Source organism: Devosia sp. P1_H9, from assembly GCF_056405135.1.
Genome location: NZ_JBFUCQ010000001.1, coordinates 118,060 through 137,285 on the forward strand (window position 1 = coordinate 118,060; position 19,226 = coordinate 137,285).

The following is a 19,226-nucleotide window of genomic DNA, read 5'->3' on the forward strand; positions in this document are numbered from 1 at the left end:
CACTAGCTAGCCTCACCAGGCTTTCTCAGCTTGCGGAGGTGCTGCGCAACATAGGTCTTCTCAACCGACGCTCCCAAACGTTCAAGGCCCGCTTCTATTTCAGTCTCGTCAACGCTGCTCAGCAGAGAATTAATCTCACTGAGCGCTACATTAGAAATAGGCGGACTTACAGAAAAGCAATGTTCTAGAATGCGGTCGAACGTGCTGCCAAATGTCTCTATATCAGGCCTTCGTATTTCTATTCGACCTGATTTTGCTTTTGAGAACACCAGTACGTTGTCTCGCGACATGTCAGACGGGACGAATGGAGCATGAGTCGTTAGTAGGAGCTCCTGTCGTGCAGGCGCAGACCACTTCTGGCGAGTGCCGCTACTGGTAGGAACCTCCATCATCTTCTGTACGAATTTCACTCGCCATTGGGGATTGAAGTGGGACTCTGGTTCGTCGAGCAGGAATAGCGCGTTGGCAGCTCCGACCATTGCCAATGTCCCCAACACCTGCACGAACTGATGCTCGCCGTCTGAAAGGGACACATAGTCAACCGCCGACGAGCTGCCCTTTTTTCGAAACGTGACCCGCTCGAACCGGAAGACCTTGTCTAGGTCGGCTGGCTCCGGCATGCGGGTAGCAAACCTGCGCTTAGCCACATCCCTCTTGAAGGTTAGCTGCACGTACCTGGGCAACGCTAGGTCGTTGAGCATCGCCAATTTATGAAGGGATCGGTACAGGGTAAGAGAGTCCCCCCAGAAGTGCCGGAAAGCATCCTGGACAGAATGGTCAACGAAGAAGTCAAACGTGTAGGTCTGGCTGTCTTCAATGAGCTGCCAGGACGTGGCGCAGCGCTTTAGGTTCTCGAGGTGAAGCTTCAACTCATCGGTGAGCTGGACGCCACCCGAGGGCGCGGCGTTGTGTGCGAGCTGGACGGTACAGCGAAACGACCTGAGTTCCTTGAGCTGCGGCTCAGCCAATATTGTCCGTACCAGCGATGGACCACCTAGCAGCAGGTTGGCCACTAGCACTTCAAGGTGGGTAGTATAGTCAACCAGCAACAAGCGGGTGTTCGGAATCGGAGTGGCGTCAACCTCATCTTCCTTCGCCTGCTTTCCTACGCGTTCGGCATACTCCATCCTGGAGATTGCAAACGGCAAACTAAGTGTCTCATTCCCACCTGAAGTGTAGCCGACCACAAGGGATGGAAGGTAGTCGGTCTCCCCACTTGCAACTCTTGACCACCTTCCCTTCGTCAGGATGTCCATAACTATGATGGGGAGTCGCTGCCCGTTGCGAAGTCGGGATAGACGCACGTGGGTCGGTGCCTTTGCCCCTAACCAAATCAAGTACTCCAACTCGAACAGTACAGAGGAGTTGGCATCGGCAGCTTCTTCAGTCGGCGAAAACTGATGCCATGCACTGAGAAATATCTCAGCTAGTAGCTGGAGAAACTGAGATTTTCCTGACCCGTTCGAGCCAATGAGGCATAGCGGATCGAACTGGTCGCGTACCAGACTAGGACTCCGGAACTGGAAATCCATGCCATCTAATAGGCCGCCGCAAGTAGATGCCTCCACGATGTGCGCTCGCAGCAGCCTCATCGAGCAACACCAACTAAGCGTAGATGGCCAGACACTTTGTCGAACACCTGCGTAATCCCAGGTTTCTTAGCGCTTAGCAACTCGAAGATGATCTCTTGGAGGGTATCATAGTCCGCGCTAGGAATGACGGCCCGTAGTTCGCTAAAGGTTAATCCAGCTGGTCCAGAAGCCGTGATGGCACTCAAGATGTTGTCGCTTAGTTCGTTTTCCAGGTCTGAAGAGCGACCAGTCTTCGCTCGTACCTTCTTTGCCTGCGAGGGCGCTGGAGTTCGCACACTGATCACAACTTCACCTGCCGGTGGGTATGTCTTAGATGGGGTCAACGCCCCAGTGAAGGCAAGCTCAAGAACGGCTTGCTGAAGATACCTCACCCGGCCCTTTGCCCTTTCGACGTCGGACATGGACGCACGCGCGAGGTCACGAGCGCGCTCTACAGCATCAAGGGTACGCTCGCGTGTTTGAATATCTGGCATGGGGATGGAGCATCTTTGCAGCGACCTCTGCGGAATATTCAGCATGGAGGCCTGTCCCCCATGAGCCATGCTTTCCAGCTGTGCGCGTCCCTGGGGAGAGCGTAGATACCAATGAACCCACCGCTTCAAGCCAGCATCATTTAGCTCTAGCCTTAGAATTTTGTCGCTGAGATAGAGATTGTCTGGTGCGTCATCAACAATCACGCAAGCCCCGACTAGCTCGCGAGTATTTGCACGAGAGAAGAGCAGGTCACCGCTGCGTACTTGAGTCTCTGGGTTAGGTTCATAGTTGTCCGGTAGTGTCTTAGACTCCAGTGCATTAAACTCGCCCCAGGTAACGGCACTGACCTTTATCACGCCCCTCTCCGACGCAGTGGGGGGGCGCTCTCTGCATTTGAGGCTTTTTCCTGCTACTACACGGAACAGGAGATCATTCAGATGAACTGTTGGCCAGCTGGTTCGTGAGACGAAGCTTCCGTCGAAGGCCTCGCCCAGGGCGGTGGCTAACAATGTGGCGAGTAATTTTCGCGACTTCTCTAATGACGCCTGTGCCTCATTAAGGAGGTAGGTTAGAGTATCAAGTTCCCGTGCAACGTCACGCTGCTCCTCGACAGAGGGTACAAACATCGGAAACTGCTTGAGCGCTGAGAAATCGACGCTCTCCACTGTCACTCCCGTTTTTACTATCGCCCGTAGCATCTCCTTTGCGCGGGCATTGACCTGGTATCTAAAGAAGTCGGGAAGCAGGCCTTCGTAGAAAGTGAGTGCCTTTATATCTTGGTTGATCGCGACGGGAACCGTGTTCGATGAAACAGGAAGAGAGTGCTTCAATATTCCGCTGCGAGTCACGAACAGAAGAGAGTCAGTAGGAACAATCTTTGCGCTGGTGGTGTCGAGCGCTTCTGCTGTGATATAGTCAATCGTCGTATTGATGTGATCGACTTTTACGTCCTTGGGTGACACCCACGGTATCGTACCGTCGCTCCAGTAGCGCGGGTTGTTCTTCTTGGGTGTTGCGCCACCCGTCCATTCGCCAAGCTGACTCATTGTCAGAGTGAGCCATCGGTCCGGAGCTGACTTGTCGTTGGGCGGCATCCTACTCGACGATGCCCCTGTTACCCTGCGTCGAAGCGAGGACGTCATTGAAGTCGTCCAGTGCACCAAGGGCATTCTGAAGATGCTGTCGTGCTTCGTGTACGATTTCTGCTGATGTCGTCGGAGCCGATTCGTCCTGCTCGGCGCGGTAGAGCCACGTGAGGCCAGCCGCGGTACCGCGCTTGTCTATCTCAGCCCTGGTAAACCGCTTCCAGCGAGGGTCGTCCCGTTCGGGGCGGTCGCGACCGAGTGCGTCAGCTCCGAAGGCCAACTCGAAATCGCGGAGATCGGCAGCCGAAAGTGGTCGGCCACGCCCAAGCCTCGGCCGATCGCTTCGAAGGTCATAAACCCACGTGTCGCTGGGCGCGTTGTTTTCGTGCCTGGTACAGAAGAACAAAACGTTCGTCTTTACTCCCGCGGCGTAGAACACGCCCTCCGGCAACCGCAGAACAGTGTGGAGACGACACCGGTCCATTAGGTCATCAGTGACCCGCTTCGCCATGCCATCGTCTGAGATAACATTGTCTGGAACCACAACGGCTGCGCGGCCCCCAGCCCTTAGGCTTAGGTATATGTGCTGGAGGAATAGCAACTGCTTGTTGCTCGTGGGGAAGGGTAAGTCCTGACGGCGTGGTCGCGCACCTCCGGCGGTGGCTCCAAACGGGGGATTGGCGATGACGACATCGGCCCGCTCCAAGGCGCTAGCATCGTCAGTCAACGCGTCGCCGTGGATGATCTGTCCCTTCATCTCGTGCAAAAACATGTTCATCAGACAGAGGCGATAAGTGTCGTGCTCGATCTCCATTCCCGAGAAGATAGGAGGGTCTTGTGAGTACGCCCCAGGGTTGGACTTCCCGACGATGAACTCGTGGGCGGATATGAGAAATCCGCCAGTACCTGCCGACGGGTCTTGAACGGAATCACCCAGCGTCGGACTAAGGAGCCTAACCATGGAGTCCACCAACGCCCGAGGCGTAAAGTACTGGCCAGCTCCAGAGCGGGCCTCGGTAGCGTTTCGCTCAAGCAAGGCTTCGTATATGGCTCCGAGTCCGTCCTTCGCTGCCGAATGCCAATCCAGCGCTTGGATGCCCTGAATAACCTTGGCAAGGTTCTCGTCGTGGGAAAAAACAGTAGTTGGGAAAGAGAAGATCGCTCGTACGTTCTGATCGGTAGCATCTTCGCCAAGGGTGGTCAGCATCTTCCTATAGAAGCCAAGCAGGCCCTTTTCAGGGCTACCGATCAAGTCACTCCATCGACATCCTTTTGGTAGAGCTTTTTCTGCGCCTGTCTCGGCTGCTGTCTTTAGAAATATCAGATATGTTAGCTCGGATAGGTACTTGTGGTAGACGATGCCGTCGTCCCGGAGGACGTGACAGAGGCTCCAGATGCGATTTGCTATGTTTGTGTCGGTCATTGGTCATCAACAGGACGGTGACCCACAGATATCCCAAAGCCGTGCCATTGCGCCACCCCACCCAGAAGGGGTGTCAAGCGCTCATCGGCGCACACAAACTGCCACAGCAGGAATTTCCGACAGATTTTTTCGCGCGGGTATCTAACCAACGGCGGCACCCAAAGTCCCCCGTGGCCCGGCCCTCGGCTAATCCCCTGCATATGTGGAACAAAGACAGCTCTACAATGCCGCTCGATGTGTGCCTCAGGTAATGCCCTAAGCCCTCACCCTGCACCTACTGATACTACTGAAAGCTCCCTGGAGCCGACCCGGTATCAGTTTCACCGGTAATTACCCATCCTTACGATGGAAGAGGAACAAAGACAGATACATACCAACTCATGGAACCTAGGTAATACAATAGGTTATGCCATGGCGATGACGACAGATGTCCATATAGGTATACCCTAGAGTACATAACAGATGGCAGTGGCAGGTGTGTCCATAAGGGTTGACATCGCCTAACGTACAGACATACTAACGTACATAACCCATATGTACACCTAAGGTATGTACCATGCAGACGATCCTATATGCCCGTGTCTCCACAGCCGACCAGACGATAGAACACCAAGAGACACAAGCTCGGCAGGCTGGCTTCAAGATTGATCAGGTTGTAGCCGATCATGGCGTGTCCGGCCTTAGTACAAGGCTTAGGGACAGGACCGAAGGCAAGCGCTTGTTCGATATGCTCAGACGAGGCGACACGCTGGTTGTGCGCTGGGTTGATCGGCTGGGACGAAACTACCGGGATGTGTGCGACACTATTCAAGAGTTTCTGGCTAAAGGTGTCACCGTCCGGACTGTCATCAACAATATGACCTTTGACGGTGCGACAACCGACCCGATCCAGCAGGCAGTTCGAGATGCTTTGATCGCCTTCATGGCTGCCACGGCCCAAGCTCAGGCCGAAGCAACTAAGGAGGCGCAGAAGGCTGGCATCGAGCACGCCAAAGCCGTCTCCCAGGTCGACAAATACCGGGGCAGGAAGCCGAGCTACAGCCGTGAGCAGTTGCAACTGGTGCGGGATATGCTCGGCCAAGGAAAAGGCGCTTCCGACATATCGAAGGCCACGACCTTAACTCGGCAAACCATTATCCGGATTAGGGAACGTCCCGATCAGGCGGAGGCAGCTCTCGCCGCGTGGGGAGTGTAATCCTCTGCGCTAGATAGCGCCAAATCGCGCTACGCGACCGCTGAGGGGCGTTTGTAGTCAATCTGGACCAACCCAGTGCTGGAACGCAGTTTACGCGTCAGGCGATCCCCCTGGAGCTGCTGTGCCGGACGTGGGCGCGTGGTTCTCAGTCGCCTCGACGGGCGGACCGGCTAATCTCTGTGAGAATGCCCAGGCCTACCGCAAACAGGATCACCATTATCCCCTGATCAATGGCCTGACCGGAGGTTGCCGACCCAAGGTATCGAGGCCCGGTAACCTCAGGATTGTCGCTGAAGGAAACAAACAGCCCGATAGCAATCCGAAGGGCCCCAAAAACCAGCGCGACCCATGCCGCGACGGTTCCGATCCAAGTGAAGAACAATGCCACCTCCTGTTTGAAGGTGCACGGTACACAACCGCTGTGTTGCCCTCAACGCAGAGACAAGGAGTGGCCCTTGAAGCTGTGGTCATGCACCATTGCGGCAAGTATGAGCGGATCAACTTTGTCGGCGAACGCTAGCTCAACGTTGTCCTCTTCCATCAGTTCAACGGGGTGCAGATCGTCTGGTCCCAACTTTGCTAGGCGTTTCAGCTCGGCAACGTAGGCATCGTAGTACACGCGGTACGTCGTCCCACCCTTGGCTCCCGACATGCCTCCGCCAGTTGCAGATTGCGGGGCGATGGATGTGTTGCTGCCGGACTGTGTCCGTCCCGGGGTTGCGTTGCGCTCCCTGACACCAAAGAACTCACGTTCATAGCTGCTGAGCCTCGCGACAAGGCCAGCATCATATGAACTCTGGATCATCTCGGCGGGTTTGCCATGGAAGTCATGCAAGCAGTGTAGCTTTGCCAAGTTCCGGATACCCTTGGTAGAGGGCAAAGCCATCACGACCATCGCGTAGCTATTGGCTTCCTTCAGAGTTTCGCCGTTTGCCAGCGCCTCCATGAACACGTGAGCCCTTACCTGTTCCATGTTCCAGCGGCCTTTGCCCTTGATGAACAAGTAGGTGCCGCCGCCAATCATCAGGAGAAGAACTAGCTCCATTGTGTCCTCGCAATTGCTTGTCCAGATTCAACCGTCCGACCGGTGGCATCTGTCTGTTTTATAAGATTTTCTTATATTCGTAGGGGACGCTTACGCGACTGTTGAATCAGGTGTCAACAGCGCATGCCGAAGTCCCTCTACACGCAGCGGCATCGAGCCATCGCAAAGGCGATCGGTGCCCAGCGTCGTGCGAGCGGCCTGACGCAGATGGATGTGGCTGAGGCGATGGGTGGCACTTGGAGCCAACCCATCATTGCGAATATCGAGAGCGGCGGAAGGAGGGTCGACTTAGTCGAACTCCTGAGGATCGCCGCGATTGTCCGGCTGGATGTCGAGTCCCTAATCCGCGACTTGCGGAATGTGCCAGACGAGTAGTCGAGCCTGTTGGCGTTGGTATCTGTTTCTCGCTGCCGCTCGAGGCGAGCTACGTCCCGTAGTCCAGTCGCGAGATCGCCCGCTGGAGCTGCGCCACTGTGTAGCCCTGCTTGAAGTAATGCTGCTGCGTCACACCTTGCTGCTGATGACCAACAAGTGCCTTCACAATGGGTTCCTCTACGTTGGCCTGCATCAGCCGTGTGATCACGGTATGCCTCAAGCTGTGGAACACCAGGGACTTGCTCTTCATGTTCAGCTCCGGCAGCAAGCCTTCGTTGAACCACCGCCCCAAGGTTCGCCCCCAACCGTTGGACGGGTCATATGAGAAGTCAGGGAAGAGCTTCTGCTTTCCCGAATCCTGAAGGAGCCTGACGTGCTCCAGCAGGCCTAGCCTTAGCAGCTCCTCGTGGACCGGTACGAGCCTGCGAGCTGCGGTCGATTTCAAGTGCTTACCTTCGTCCTCCTCATTGAAGTCGAAGCACCAGACGCCACCCTCTGTCCTAATGTCCTTTAGGTGAATCTGCGCAATCTCGTTGAGGCGAGCACCGGAGTAGATCGCTATGAGTGGACCCCACTTTTGGTAGTCCTTGCGCACCAACCCTCGATCGTTGCCAACGATGACCTCAATGATGAGCCGGGCCTGTTCAGCGGTAAATGCGTCCCGCTCGGTCTGCCCACGCTTCTTGTTCTGCCGGATGGTTAGTCCAGCGAATAGGTTCGCCTCTATGTGACTGTTCCTGCGCGCCCACTCGAACATATCGTTGTAGGTTTGTAGGTACTTGTTGATCGTGGGCACGCTGATGATTTGGACACCATGGACCAGCAGGGCCTCCGACAGTTTCTTGCCCCTTGTCGCGGGGTTCTTTTCTCGGTTCTTTGGGTAGGAAAGCAGCGTGTCCTTGACCCGTTTTGCGTGGGCTGCCGTCAGAGTCTTGGCATCAAAATCACTGCCTAGCATTTCCTCTAGCAGCGCTATGTGGTCCGCCTTCTCCAACTTCGTCTTTGCAACCCAGTTATCGCCGACCTGCTTTTCCCGGGCGTAGCTGGCACCAAGCTCCTGAAGGGACATCCCCGATTGCTTCGGCGGAGAAACCGTCGGTGCGCGCCCATTAGAGGAAGCCGAGAAATCGTAAGCGTCGAAGGAGTCGTCATATGCCAACACCTCCTTCGCGTAGTCGCGATAAGAGCGCTTCATCTCATTGGAGAGCCAACCGAACTGCTCGCTACCCGGAGCGAAGCTGACGCCGTTCCTCTGCATGAAGGTGGCGAGGAAGGCACTATCATCGTCGACTAACGAGAGCGGGTGACCAGTCCTCAGCGCCTGCTTGGCTATCTGCACACTGGTCTTGAGGGTTTCACGGTCCAGGCTCGACAGCCGCCCCTTGGTGGCGATTGCGGCACGGCGCTGATCCAGCAACGCCTGGAAGTGCTCCTTGAGAAGTTGCCGTACCTGATCATACGGCATTCCGTCTGGCCTGTTATCCATGAGTTCGTCGCCTAGTAGTCCCAAAGTGCGCGACAAGCGCAGTGCCGTTCGTGGATTGCGTGTCCTCAAAGAGACCTTAAGGCTGGACGATCTTCTATCAGGATGAAGCTGCTTCGGCATCGGCCAACGAAGGTAAAAGACACCGTTTCGCGACTTCTGAAGGTAGGCCGGGTTCAGCAAGAAATGTCTCCCTTGGATGTCCCACTAGCGAACACCAAGGTCTAACCCGTTGATTTCAAAGAGAATGGTGGGCCCACCAGGACTCGAACCTGGAACCAGACCGTTATGAGCGGTCGGCTCTAACCATTGAGCTATGGGCCCCTGCCCCGAACGGAGCGCCGCCTCCTTAGCAAGCGGCGGCATCGAAGCAAAGCCGGTTGGGGGCAAAGCGCTGCCTTCGCCCACCATTCTCCCTCTCGTCACGATTTTTCTGCACGCTTGTGTCGATCGCGTCGAAAGCCGTTCGTCGTGTTGATGAACGGCCCATTGGCGGGCTGGCAACCAGGAGAAACGATATGCGCAAGATCACTGCAGGCTTCTTCCACTCGGTCGACGGCGTCGTCGAGTCGCCCAACCTCTGGCAGTTCGATGCCTTCGACGATGAGCTGGGCGCCCTGCTCGGCGAGATCATGCCGAAGGTCGATACGGTCCTGCTCGGCCGGGTCGGGTACCAGGAGTGGGCCGGCTATTGGCCGACCGCCAGCGCCGATGGGGACTTCGCGGACTTCATCAACAGCACGCCCAAGCTCGTCGCCTCGCGCACGCTGAAGCAGGACCAGCTGACCTGGCAGAACTCGACCCTGATCGAGGGCGACCTCATCGAGTTCGCAAAACAACTCAAGGCCAGGGATGGCGGCGAGATCGCCGTGATGGGCGGCATCTCACTGGCCCGCCAGCTGTTCTTTGCCGGGCTGCTTGAGGAACTGACGCTCATCACCCATCCGGTTGTGGCCGGGGCCGGCAAGCGCATGTTCGAGGCAAACGACCCCGTGACCCGGCTCGAACTCAAGAAATCCACCACCACCAGCAAGGGCAACGTGGTGTCCACCTACGGGCTCCGCCCCGCCTGACCGACCGGGCCCGCGCCGTGTCAGTGCGGGCCCATCCTCAGCCCGCCAGCGTGTCGACTTTCCTGAGGCCGGGGAACAGCCTGGCCCAGAGCAGCACGATGGCAATGGTGCCGAGGCCGCCGAACACGCAGGCGGCGACCGGCCCAATCAGGCCCGCGACCATGCCGGATTCGAACTCGCCGAGCTGGTTCGAGGTGCCGATGAACAGCGAGTTCACTGCATTCACCCGACCGCGCATCTCATCGGGCGTCAGGAGTTGCACCAGCGACGAGCGGATCACCACGCTCACAGTATCGGCCGCCCCGAGCACCAGCATTGCCGCGATCGAGAGCAGGATGTTGGTCGACAGCGCGAACACCAGCGTCGCCACACCGAATATGCCCACCGCCAGCAGCATCTTGTTGCCGACTCCGTGCCGCAACGGCCAGCGCGCCAGGACCAGTGACATTGCCACGGCGCCGGCAGCTGGTGCCGCCCTGAGAAACCCCAGTGCCCATGGACCGGCATGCAGGATGTCCTGCGCGAACATTGGCAGCAGCGCCGTGGCGCCGCCCAGCAGCACCGCGAACAGATCCAGCGAGATGGTGCCCAACATCACCGGCTTGCTGCGGATGAAGGCGATGCCGGCAAACACCGAACTCAGCGTCGGCTTGGAGCGTATCGGAACCCGCTCGCTCCTGGGGATGCTCACCACATTGATGCTGGCCACGAGGAACATCGCCGCCGCGACGAGAAACGGCGCCACCGGGTGCACGCCGTAGAGCAGACCGCCGAGCGCCGGGCCAATGATCAGCGCCGTCTGCATGAAGGAAGTCGAAATCGCGATCGCCTGCTGCAGCATGGTCGCCGGCACCAGCCCGGGCAGCAGCGCCGCCATGGTCGGCCGCTCGAACGCCTGCGCCGCGCCCAGCACGGCCACGGCGACGAAAATCCCCGGCGTGCTCAGCCAACCCTGCCAGACGCCGAGCGCGATGAACCCGCCGACCGCCGCCTCGACGACCTGGCAAACGAGGCCGATCCGCCGCCGGTCGAACTGATCGGCGACGTGCCCCACCACAAAGGTCAGCACCAGCATCGGCAGGAACTGGAACAGCCCGATCAAGCCGAGATCGAACGCGTTGTGCGTCCGATCATAGACCAGCCAGCCGATGGCAATGGCGGTCCCCTGGAACGCCATCGACGAGAGGACGCGGGAGGAGAGGAACCGCAGGAACGCCGGATGCTGCGAGAGCTTCAGCGCGTCCCGCGGGGCTCCATCTTCACTCATCGCACCCGATCCTCCGCGTTATCATGCGCCGCCAAAACAAGACCCGGTCCGCATGAGCGAACCGGGTCCCATTCTCAATTCTGCGACAGGGTCAGAAGCTCAGCTTCAGACCCGCCAGAACGGTACCCGTCGGAATGATCAAGCCGAAGTCGGCCGGACCATCGAAGTTGCTCTTGTCGAACGTGGTTTGGTAGCGGTACTCGGCCACGCCGGAAATGTTGTCGGTGAGCTTGGCGCCCACCCCTGCGATCACCTGGGCGCCGAAGCCGTTGTAGTCCGTGGTGTCGCCGGCGAAGTACTCGGTCCCCCAGACGTAGCCCACGCCAACCGCGCCGTAGACGCTGAACGTGTCGTTGAGGTCGACCGTGTACTTGAGGTTCGCCATCACGCTGGTGGTCGAATAGTAGTTGTTGTCGAAATCGGCGGCGTCGCGGGAGGTGTGCAGCACATCGCCTTCGATCGACAGGCCGTCCATGACGACAATGCCGACGGTGCCCGCGATCGCGTAGCCGAATTCGGTGTCGGCGTGGCCGTCATCGACGCCGCCATTGTAGTAGTCGACGGCCAGGTTCTGCACCGCGCCACCGAGCAGTTGCACGTACATGCTGCTGTTGACGAAGCTGGTATCGGATACGGCCGGCGCCTCGTCGACGATCAGATCGGCGGCATGAACCCCAATGGTGCCAGCCAATACCAACGCGCCGGCAATCATCAAATTACGCATCTTCAAAGTCCTAACTCAAATCAAGCTGGCAGCGCTTCTGCCGCACCTCGCCGCCCATTGCTAGGGCGACAAGGCAACATTTGCCAGATTATTTAAGGACTTGGCTCAGCCAGCCGCCGTGTAGGCCGTCTTCACCTGGGTGAAGAACTCGGCGGCGTACTTGCCCTGCTCCTTGGGGCCGTAGCTCGAGCCCTTGCGGCCGCCGAACGGCACGTGGAAGTCGACACCGGCGGTGGGGACGTTCACCATCACCATGCCGGCTTCGGCGTTGCGCTTGAAGTGCGTGGCGTACTTGAGCGACGTGGTGACGATACCGGCCGAGAGACCGAACTCCGTGTCGTTCGCGGTGGCCAGCGCTTCCTCGTAGTCCTTCACGCGGATCACCGCGGCCACCGGCCCGAAGATCTCTTCGCGGGAGATGCGCATCTGGTTGGTCGCCTCGGTGAACAGCGCCGGCTGCAGGAAGTAGCCCGGGTTTTCGCCCTTCACCAACGTGCCGCCGACGGCGAGCTTGGCGCCCTCGCCCTTGCCGATCTCGATGTAGTCGGTGTCCTGCTTCAGCTGGCCCGGATCGACCACCGGCCCGATCTGGGTTTCCGGCGCGATGGCGTCGCCGACCTTGAGATTGCGGATACGCTCGGTGAGCGCCGCGACGAACTGGTCGTGGATGCCTTCGGTGACGATCAGGCGCGACGAGGCCGTGCAACGCTGGCCGGTCGAGTAGAAGGCGCTCTGCGCAGTGGTCTCGACGGCCACCGCGAGGTCCGCGTCATCGAGCACGATGGTAGGGTTCTTGCCGCCCATTTCGAGCTGGAACTTGCGCATCACCTTGACGCTGGCTTCCGCCACGCGGCGGCCGGTGCCGACCGAGCCGGTGAAGGTCTGTGCCACGATGTCCCGGCTGTCGAGCATGGTCTGGCCGACCACCGAACCCTTGCCCATCACCAAGTTGAGCACGCCCTTGGGCAGCCCGTTGCGATTGAGCATCTCGACGATCGCCCAGGAGCAACCCGGCACCAGGTCGGCCGGCTTGAACACCACGGTGTTGCCGTAGGCCAGCGCCGGGGCTATCTTCCAGGCCGGGATGGCGATCGGGAAGTTCCACGGCGTGATGATGCCGACGACACCCATCGGCTCGCGCGTCATCTCGACGCCAACGCCCGGGCGCACCGACGGCACGCTCTCACCGGTGAGGCGCAGCACTTCGCCGGCGAAGAACTCGAAGATCTGCCCGGCGCGGGTAACCTCACCGATGCCTTCGGCGAGGGTCTTGCCCTCTTCGCGGCTCAGCAGTTCGCCGAGCTCGGCCTTGCGGGCGAATATCTCGTGAGCGGTCTTCGACAGTACCGCCCAGCGGTCCATGATGCCCGAGCGCGACCAGGCCGGGAACGCCGCCTTGGCTGCTGCGATGGCGGCCAGCGTGTCGTCCACCGTGGCGCGGGCATAGACGCCAACGACTTCGTTGGTGTTGGAGGGGTTGATGTTGTCTACCCCGTCCCCGCCGACCCATTCGCCGTTGATGAGATTCTGGTGCAGTTCGGTCATGGGAAGTTCCTTACTTAGAGGAGGTCGGCCTTGGCGAGATCGCGCAGCAGATGGCTCGTGCCATAGGTCCAGGGGGCGGCCTCGGTGGCGAGGCGCACGGTGTTAGATAGGGTGCCGAGCGACGGTGTCGAGATCGAAACGACGTCGCCAAGCTTGTGCGTGAAGCCTTTGCCGGCGCCGCCACGATCCTTCACCGGCGCGAACATGGTGCCGAGATAGACCACGAACCCATCCGGATACTGGTGATGCCGGCCGACGGTCGCCCCGACGATGGCCTCGGGCGAGCGTGAGATCTGGCTCATGTTGGAGACGCCGGTGAGCTCGAACCCGTCCTCTCCGATGACGTTGAGGGCGATATCCGCCGCCTTCACCGTCTCGATAGTGAACTTGCCGTCGAACAGCCGGATGAACGGCCCTAGCGAAGCGGAAGCGTTGTTGTCCTTGGCCTTGCCGAGCAGCAGCGCCGAGCGGCCTTCGACGTCGCGGAGGTTCACGTCATTGCCCAGCGTCGCGCCGACGATCGTGCCCCTGGAGTTCACCACCATCGCCACTTCCGGCTCCGGATTGTTCCACTCCGAGATCGGCAGGATGCCGACATCGGCGCCAAAACCCACCGAGGCCATCGGCTGGCACTTGGTGAAGATCTCGGCGTCCGGCCCGATGCCGACCTCGAGATACTGGCTCCACACGCCGCGCGCGATCAGCGTCTTCTTGACCTCCATCGCGGCGGGCGAGCCCGGCTCGAGCTGGCTGAGATCGGTGCCGACCAGCCCCAGGATATCCTTCCGCAGTTCGTCGGCCTTGGCTTTGTCGCCGCGCGCCTGCTCTTCGATTACACGCTCGAGCAGCGACACGACGAACGTTACGCCGGCGGCCTTCACCGCCTGCAGGTCGATCGGCGACAGCAGCAAGGGCGCGTTCAGGTCGGTCTTGCCCGACCACGAATTGGCGAGAATCTGGTGGAGGTTGCCGACCACCGGTCCCTTGGCCGCCGCGACATAAGCCGCCGGATCGTCGCGCTCTGCGACGTCGCGGGAGGTCGGCGCGGTCTTCGACGTGATATCGACGATATCCTCGCCGCGCACCGTGATCAGCCGCGGATGCTCGTGTCCCGGGAGCCTCGCGCGTCCGAGCAGCACGCCTTCGCTTGGTACGATCGGATTGGCCACGGCAGTCCCCCGGTTTTTGCCGGGCTACCTAACCCGCCGCCCCAAACCCTGTCCAGCGACGGGCGAGGCACGTAGCTCAAACTTTCGTCGACCGGCACCCAAGGATCTTTCGCGCCGCGGCGTCTTATCTCTCGGAAGCGGCGTTCAAAGTCCATTCAGGAACGCCGCACTAACACCCGGGTTGGCTGGGACATTTTTCCCTGTCAAAGGCCACATAGGAGAGACGCATGCGTCCGTTTACTGCCTTGTTCATTCCCCTGCTCTTCGCAACCGCACTGAGCGCCGCCCCGGCGCTGGCCCAGGAGACATCCGTGAGCGGCACCATTTCGATCGGCGGCATCGGCGAAGTCACCGCTTCCCCCGACACAGCCTTCGTCAACTCCGGCGTCACCAGCCAGGGCGCCACTGCCCGCGAGGCGCTCGACTCCAACACCAAGGCGATGGGCGAACTGATCGAGACGCTGAAAGCGGCCGGCATCGAGGCACGCGACATCCAGACCTCGGGCTTTTCGGTGAACCCGAACTACGTCTACTCCGACGCCCGCGACGCCAATGGCTACCAGTTGCCGCCCAAGATCAACGGCTACCAGGTGTTCAACAACGTCAACGTCCGCGTCCGCGAACTGGCCAAGCTCGGCTCGGTGCTCGACAAGGCCGTGACGGTCGGCGCCAACACCATCAACGGCGTCACCTTCTCGGTCGCAGATCCCTCCAAGCTCTATGACGAGGCCCGCAAGGCCGCTTTCGCCGACGCCAAGGCCAAGGCAGAGCTCTATGCCGGGGCTGCCGGCGAAGAGCTCGGCAGCATCCGCAACATCAACGAGAGCCAGGGCATGAGCCAGCCGCCGCAGCCCTACATGATGAAGGCCGTTGCCGATTCAGCTGGCGCCTCCGTGCCAATCGAGGGCGGCGAGCTCAGCTACTCGATCAACGTCCAGGTGACGTGGGACTTCGCGAACTAAGCAGCACTTCGGATGGGTGCGCCCGGCGCGCCCATCCACCCTACCCCGCGATCGCCTTCCAGATCATGTTCAGCCCGACCAGGGTCAGGAACACCGCGAAGGCGATCTTCAGCGTGCGCTGCTGCAGCTTATGGGCCAGCGCCGCGCCTAGCGGGGCGCAGAGTGCGGCGGTGACGCCGATCAGCACCAGCGCGACGAGGTTAATATAGCCAAGGCTCAGCGGCGGGCGTCCCTCGACGCTCCAGCCCGAAATGATGAAGCCCAGCGTGCCCGAGAGCGCGATGAACACGCCAATCGCTGCGCCGGTGCCCACTGCCTTGTGCATCGACGCGCCGAAGGCGTGGATCGTCGGCACGCTCAGCGATCCGCCCCCTACCCCCATCAGCGCCGAGATGTAGCCGACCACGGCCGCCGAGATGCGATGGGTGAGCGCCGAATCACGGAGGTGCCCCATGAGCCGCTCCTGGAACGGCAGCACGATATTGGCCGCGATGAACAACGCCACCACGCCGAACACGATGCGCAGCACGTCGCCGGTGTAGATTCCCGCCATCAGCCCGCCGACGAAGGTCGCGACCACAACCACCGGAGCCCAGAGCTTGAGGATGCGATGATCGACCGCGCCGCGCTTGTCATGCGCTCGGGCGCTGGCGATGCCGGTGGGGATGATGATCGCAAGCGAAGTGCCCACCGCCACGTGCTGCACCACGTCGCTATCGTAGCCGAGCAGCGCCAGGGCCGAGGCCAGCGCCGGCACGATGATGGCGCCGCCGCCGATTCCCAGCAGGCCAGCGGCGACGCCGGAAATCACGCCGGTGGCCAGCAGGCCAAGCACGAATGGCCAGTAGCTCAGAAGGTCGCCCACGTTTCACTCCAATTGATGAACCCCAACCGGATCGCACGAATTGGGCTGATCACCCTAGGCCGTCCCGGCCGAATCCGTCCATTGCATCAAGCGCAACGGCGGCCCAACTGGTGCCACGATTGCCCGGTCCTGTCGCGCGTACGGAACCGCACGTGGCTTGCAGCGTTCGGTCACCGATGGGGCAATTCATCACTGCAGAAGGTCCACCGGACGTTCAGGTTCGGTTCAGCAGGACTGCGTCACTTCTCGTACAACTGACTCCAAAACAAGGATAAAACCCATGCGCTTTCGAAACTGGCTCCTAACCGGCACCAGTCTCGCCGTTCTCGCATTGGTGCCGAGCGCCGCATATGCGCAGCAGGCCGAGTACCAGGCGCTGCTCGACGCGCAGGCGTCCGGTGATGCTGACGCGATTAGCACCGCACAGCAGGCTCTCACGGACACCTGCATCGTGAACGGCTATTCCAGCGTCGAAGAATGTATCGCCGCGATCACCGGCGGCCAGCCGGCTGCCCAGGCGCCGTCCGATGCCGACGCTCAGGCTGCTGAAGAGGCGAAGGCCGCTGAGGAAGCAAAGGCTGCTGAAGAAGCAGCGGCGGCAGCGGCCCAGGCCGAGGCTGACGCAAAGGCCGCCGAAGAAGCCAAGGCCGCTGAAGAAGCAGCCGCAGCAGCTGCTCAGGCCGAGGCTGACGCCAAAGCCGCCGAGGAAGCCAAGGCTGCCGAAGACGCGGCCGCGGCAGAGGCCCAGGCTGCAGCTGACGCAAAGGCCGCTGAAGAGGCGAAAGCCGCCGAAGAAGCAGCCGCCGCTGCGGCACAGGCCGAGGCTGATGCCAAGGCGGCTGAAGAAGCCAAAGCTACTGAGGATGCCAAGGCCGCTGAAGACGCGAAGGCTGCAGAGGATGCACAAGCGCAGTTCGTCGCCGACCTGCAGGCCGCGCTGGACCAGTATCAGGCAGCCCTGAACCAGGCCGCCGCCGGCGACTACGCAGGCGCCAAGCCCGCCGCCGACGCCGCTGCCGCCAAGATCCAGGAACTCTGCACCGCCAACGGCTATGTGGACATCAAGTCCTGCATCGGCCAGGACCTGCCGCCGCTGCCCGAGCCCCCGGCCGAGCAGCCCGCCGAAGCACCCGCGGCCGAGCAGCCTGCCGAACCTGCCGCCGAGCAACCTGCCGAGCAACCGGCTGCAGAACAGCCTGCAGAACAGCCTGCTGCAGAGCAGCCGGCGGAGCAACCCGCTGAGCAGCCTGCGGCTGAACAGCCAGCCGCTGAGCAGCCCGCCGAAGCCGGTCCGACCGATCAGCCGGCCGACGCCAATGCCGTCGACCCGGTTGTTGCGGCACAGGAGCAGCTTGGTACCGCGGTCGAACTCTACAATGTCGGTATTGGCCAGCTCGAAGCCGGCGACGCGTCCGGCCAGTCGACCATCGAGGCTGCCAACAAGCAGTTCGCCGACATCTGCGCTGCCCTGGGCGTCACCGACGTTGCCCAGTGCCTGACCCAGTACGGCATCACGCTGCCTCCGGTGCCGGAAGTGGCAGCCCCGGCTGAACCGGCGACCCCGCCGATCGCCGAACTGCCCGGCTCGCAGGAAGCCGTGACCCCGCAGGCCGTCGAAGTGCTGCCCGAGACCGTTGCCCCTGAAGAAGCAGCCCCGGTGCTCGACAGCGCCAAGGACTTCGCCACCCAAGTGGTCGACGGCCAGGCCCCGGCCGAACAGCCGGCAGCTCCGGAAGAGCCCGCCGCTCCGCCGCCGACCGACGACAAGGCCGCTCAGTCCGACATTGCGCCGATCGAGGTGCAGTCGCTGGCCAAGATGGAAGGCGAGAAGATCGCCGTCGACGCTTTGCCGCAGATGGAGGTGCCGCAGAACGTCACCATCATCAACAACATCACCAACGTGACGAACACCACCAACATCACGAACAACACGACGAACATCACCAACAACAATACGGTGATCAACAATAACACCGGTGGCGGTGGTGGCGGCGGCGGCAAGCCCGGCAACAACTTCACCAACTCGGGCTTCATCTTCCAGATCGGCGTCAATCTGGTGATTTCGAACCCGGCCCAGGATTTCGACCGCATCCGCGACAGCGATGAGGACGAGGTCTACTATCAGCGCCTGCCCGGCGGCCGCGTGAAGGAGACCATCGAGCGCCCGAACGGCGTGCAGATCGTCACCATCCGCGACAAGTGGGGCAACGTGCTGAAGCGTTCGCGCATCATGCCTGACGGCCGCGAGTACATCCTCGCCTACTACGACGAGGACGATTACGACGAGGATGAGGACTACTTCACCAACTGGCGTGACCCGGGCGACGACCTGCCCCCGCTGCGCCTGACGATCCCGATCCGCGACTACATTCTCGATGCCGACGATGCCGATGAGGAAGAGGTCGAACTCTTCTTCCGCGAGCCGCCGGTGGAGCAGGTCCGCAAGATCTACACCGTCGAGGACGTGAAGCGTTCGGCTCGTATCCGTGACTCGGTGCGTCGCGTCGAAGTCGGCGGCCTGACCTTCGACTCGGGTGCGGCGACCATCGCCCGCAGCCAGGTCGGGGCGCTCAGCAAGGTGGCCAACGCCATGCTGGCGCTGCTCGAGGACAACCCGGGCGAGACCTTCCTGATCGAAGGCCACACTGACGCCGTGGGCGGCGACCAGGCCAACCTGATCCTTTCGGACCAGCGTGCGTCCACCGTCGCCCGCATCCTGACGGACTTCTACGACGTGCCGCCCGAGAACCTGGTCACCCAGGGCTATGGCGAGCGCTACCTGAAGGTGAAGACGGAGAAGGCTGAAAAGCTGAACCGTCGCGTCTCGATCAAGCGCATCACCTCGCTGATCACGGTTGCCGACAAGAACTGAGGCAACCGCCTGAACTGATCGACGGGCCGGGGAGCAATCCCCGGCCTGTTTGGTTTGGGTGCTACCTCTATCGAGAG

General features: G+C 60.7%; 15 protein-coding genes and 1 tRNA gene. 5 read left to right on the top strand and 11 right to left on the bottom strand.

What is annotated here, in order from left to right; all coding sequences use genetic code 11:
- Positions 1 to 2: 2 nt before the first annotated feature.
- Genes AC1DYL_RS00560 through AC1DYL_RS00570 form a run of 3 tightly spaced genes read right to left on the bottom strand, consistent with a single transcriptional unit; the run spans position 3 to position 4,574 of the window.
- Positions 3 to 1,592, bottom strand: a complete 1,590-nt coding sequence (locus AC1DYL_RS00560) for a restriction system-associated AAA family ATPase (RefSeq protein ID WP_477171661.1) — start codon at positions 1,590 to 1,592, stop codon at positions 3 to 5.
- Positions 1,589 to 3,235, bottom strand: coding sequence for a restriction endonuclease subunit S (locus AC1DYL_RS00565; RefSeq protein WP_477171662.1), 1,647 nt, complete (start codon positions 3,233 to 3,235; stop codon positions 1,589 to 1,591). The genes AC1DYL_RS00560 and AC1DYL_RS00565 overlap by 4 nt, the downstream gene beginning before the upstream one ends.
- Positions 3,162 to 4,574, bottom strand: a complete 1,413-nt coding sequence (locus AC1DYL_RS00570) for a class I SAM-dependent DNA methyltransferase (RefSeq protein ID WP_477171663.1) — start codon at positions 4,572 to 4,574, stop codon at positions 3,162 to 3,164. The genes AC1DYL_RS00565 and AC1DYL_RS00570 overlap by 74 nt, the downstream gene beginning before the upstream one ends.
- A gap of 556 nt (positions 4,575 to 5,130) precedes the next feature.
- Here AC1DYL_RS00570 and AC1DYL_RS00575 point away from each other — a divergent pair.
- Positions 5,131 to 5,769, top strand: a complete 639-nt coding sequence (locus tag AC1DYL_RS00575; protein ID WP_477171664.1) for a recombinase family protein — start codon at positions 5,131 to 5,133, stop codon at positions 5,767 to 5,769.
- Between the two features lie 430 nt (positions 5,770 to 6,199).
- Here the strand turns inward: AC1DYL_RS00575 and AC1DYL_RS00580 are convergent, their stop codons facing one another.
- Positions 6,200 to 6,814: a hypothetical protein gene (locus AC1DYL_RS00580; RefSeq protein WP_477171665.1), complete on the bottom strand. Its 615-nt coding sequence runs from the start codon at positions 6,812 to 6,814 to the stop codon at positions 6,200 to 6,202.
- 123 nt (positions 6,815 to 6,937) lie between these two features.
- On the opposite strand from AC1DYL_RS00580, the gene AC1DYL_RS00585 reads away from it, so the two are divergent.
- Positions 6,938 to 7,189: a helix-turn-helix domain-containing protein gene (locus tag AC1DYL_RS00585; RefSeq protein WP_477171666.1), complete on the top strand. Its 252-nt coding sequence runs from the start codon at positions 6,938 to 6,940 to the stop codon at positions 7,187 to 7,189.
- A gap of 49 nt (positions 7,190 to 7,238) precedes the next feature.
- On the opposite strand, the gene AC1DYL_RS00590 is transcribed toward AC1DYL_RS00585, so the two are convergent.
- Together AC1DYL_RS00590 and AC1DYL_RS00595 are read right to left on the bottom strand one after the other, a co-directional pair.
- Positions 7,239 to 8,855, bottom strand: coding sequence for a tyrosine-type recombinase/integrase (locus AC1DYL_RS00590; protein ID WP_477171667.1), 1,617 nt, complete (start codon positions 8,853 to 8,855; stop codon positions 7,239 to 7,241).
- A 65-nt stretch (positions 8,856 to 8,920) separates the two neighbouring features.
- Positions 8,921 to 8,996, bottom strand: a tRNA-Ile gene (locus tag AC1DYL_RS00595).
- Positions 8,997 to 9,190: 194 nt separating this feature from the next.
- Between AC1DYL_RS00595 and AC1DYL_RS00600 the strand changes: the two genes are divergently transcribed.
- The gene (locus AC1DYL_RS00600) at positions 9,191 to 9,745 is read left to right on the top strand and encodes a dihydrofolate reductase family protein (RefSeq protein WP_477148946.1); all 555 of its coding nucleotides are present in this window, start codon (positions 9,191 to 9,193) and stop codon (positions 9,743 to 9,745) included.
- A 37-nt stretch (positions 9,746 to 9,782) separates the two neighbouring features.
- Here the strand turns inward: AC1DYL_RS00600 and AC1DYL_RS00605 are convergent, their stop codons facing one another.
- From AC1DYL_RS00605 to AC1DYL_RS00620, 4 genes are all read right to left on the bottom strand, one after another.
- A complete protein-coding gene (locus tag AC1DYL_RS00605) occupies positions 9,783 to 11,012 on the bottom strand; it encodes an MFS transporter (protein WP_477171668.1) in 1,230 nt (409 codons plus the stop codon).
- A 91-nt stretch (positions 11,013 to 11,103) separates the two neighbouring features.
- Complete coding sequence (locus AC1DYL_RS00610; protein ID WP_477171669.1) at positions 11,104 to 11,736, bottom strand: outer membrane protein; 633 nt, start codon at positions 11,734 to 11,736, stop codon at positions 11,104 to 11,106.
- A 105-nt stretch (positions 11,737 to 11,841) separates the two neighbouring features.
- Positions 11,842 to 13,281 (bottom strand): aldehyde dehydrogenase family protein, encoded by a 1,440-nt coding sequence (locus tag AC1DYL_RS00615; RefSeq protein ID WP_477171670.1) that lies wholly within the window; start codon positions 13,279 to 13,281, stop codon positions 11,842 to 11,844.
- A 14-nt stretch (positions 13,282 to 13,295) separates the two neighbouring features.
- On the bottom strand, positions 13,296 to 14,450 hold the full coding sequence (locus AC1DYL_RS00620; protein ID WP_477171671.1) for a fumarylacetoacetate hydrolase family protein: 1,155 nt from the start codon (positions 14,448 to 14,450) through the stop codon (positions 13,296 to 13,298).
- Between the two features lie 227 nt (positions 14,451 to 14,677).
- Between AC1DYL_RS00620 and AC1DYL_RS00625 the strand changes: the two genes are divergently transcribed.
- The gene (locus AC1DYL_RS00625; protein WP_477171672.1) at positions 14,678 to 15,412 is read left to right on the top strand and encodes an SIMPL domain-containing protein; all 735 of its coding nucleotides are present in this window, start codon (positions 14,678 to 14,680) and stop codon (positions 15,410 to 15,412) included.
- A gap of 40 nt (positions 15,413 to 15,452) precedes the next feature.
- Here AC1DYL_RS00625 and AC1DYL_RS00630 read toward each other — a convergent pair whose 3' ends face one another.
- Positions 15,453 to 16,277 (bottom strand): sulfite exporter TauE/SafE family protein, encoded by an 825-nt coding sequence (locus tag AC1DYL_RS00630; protein ID WP_477148942.1) that lies wholly within the window; start codon positions 16,275 to 16,277, stop codon positions 15,453 to 15,455.
- Between the two features lie 280 nt (positions 16,278 to 16,557).
- On the opposite strand from AC1DYL_RS00630, the gene AC1DYL_RS00635 reads away from it, so the two are divergent.
- On the top strand, positions 16,558 to 19,149 hold the full coding sequence (locus AC1DYL_RS00635; RefSeq protein ID WP_477171673.1) for an OmpA family protein: 2,592 nt from the start codon (positions 16,558 to 16,560) through the stop codon (positions 19,147 to 19,149).
- Positions 19,150 to 19,226 lie beyond the last annotated feature (77 nt).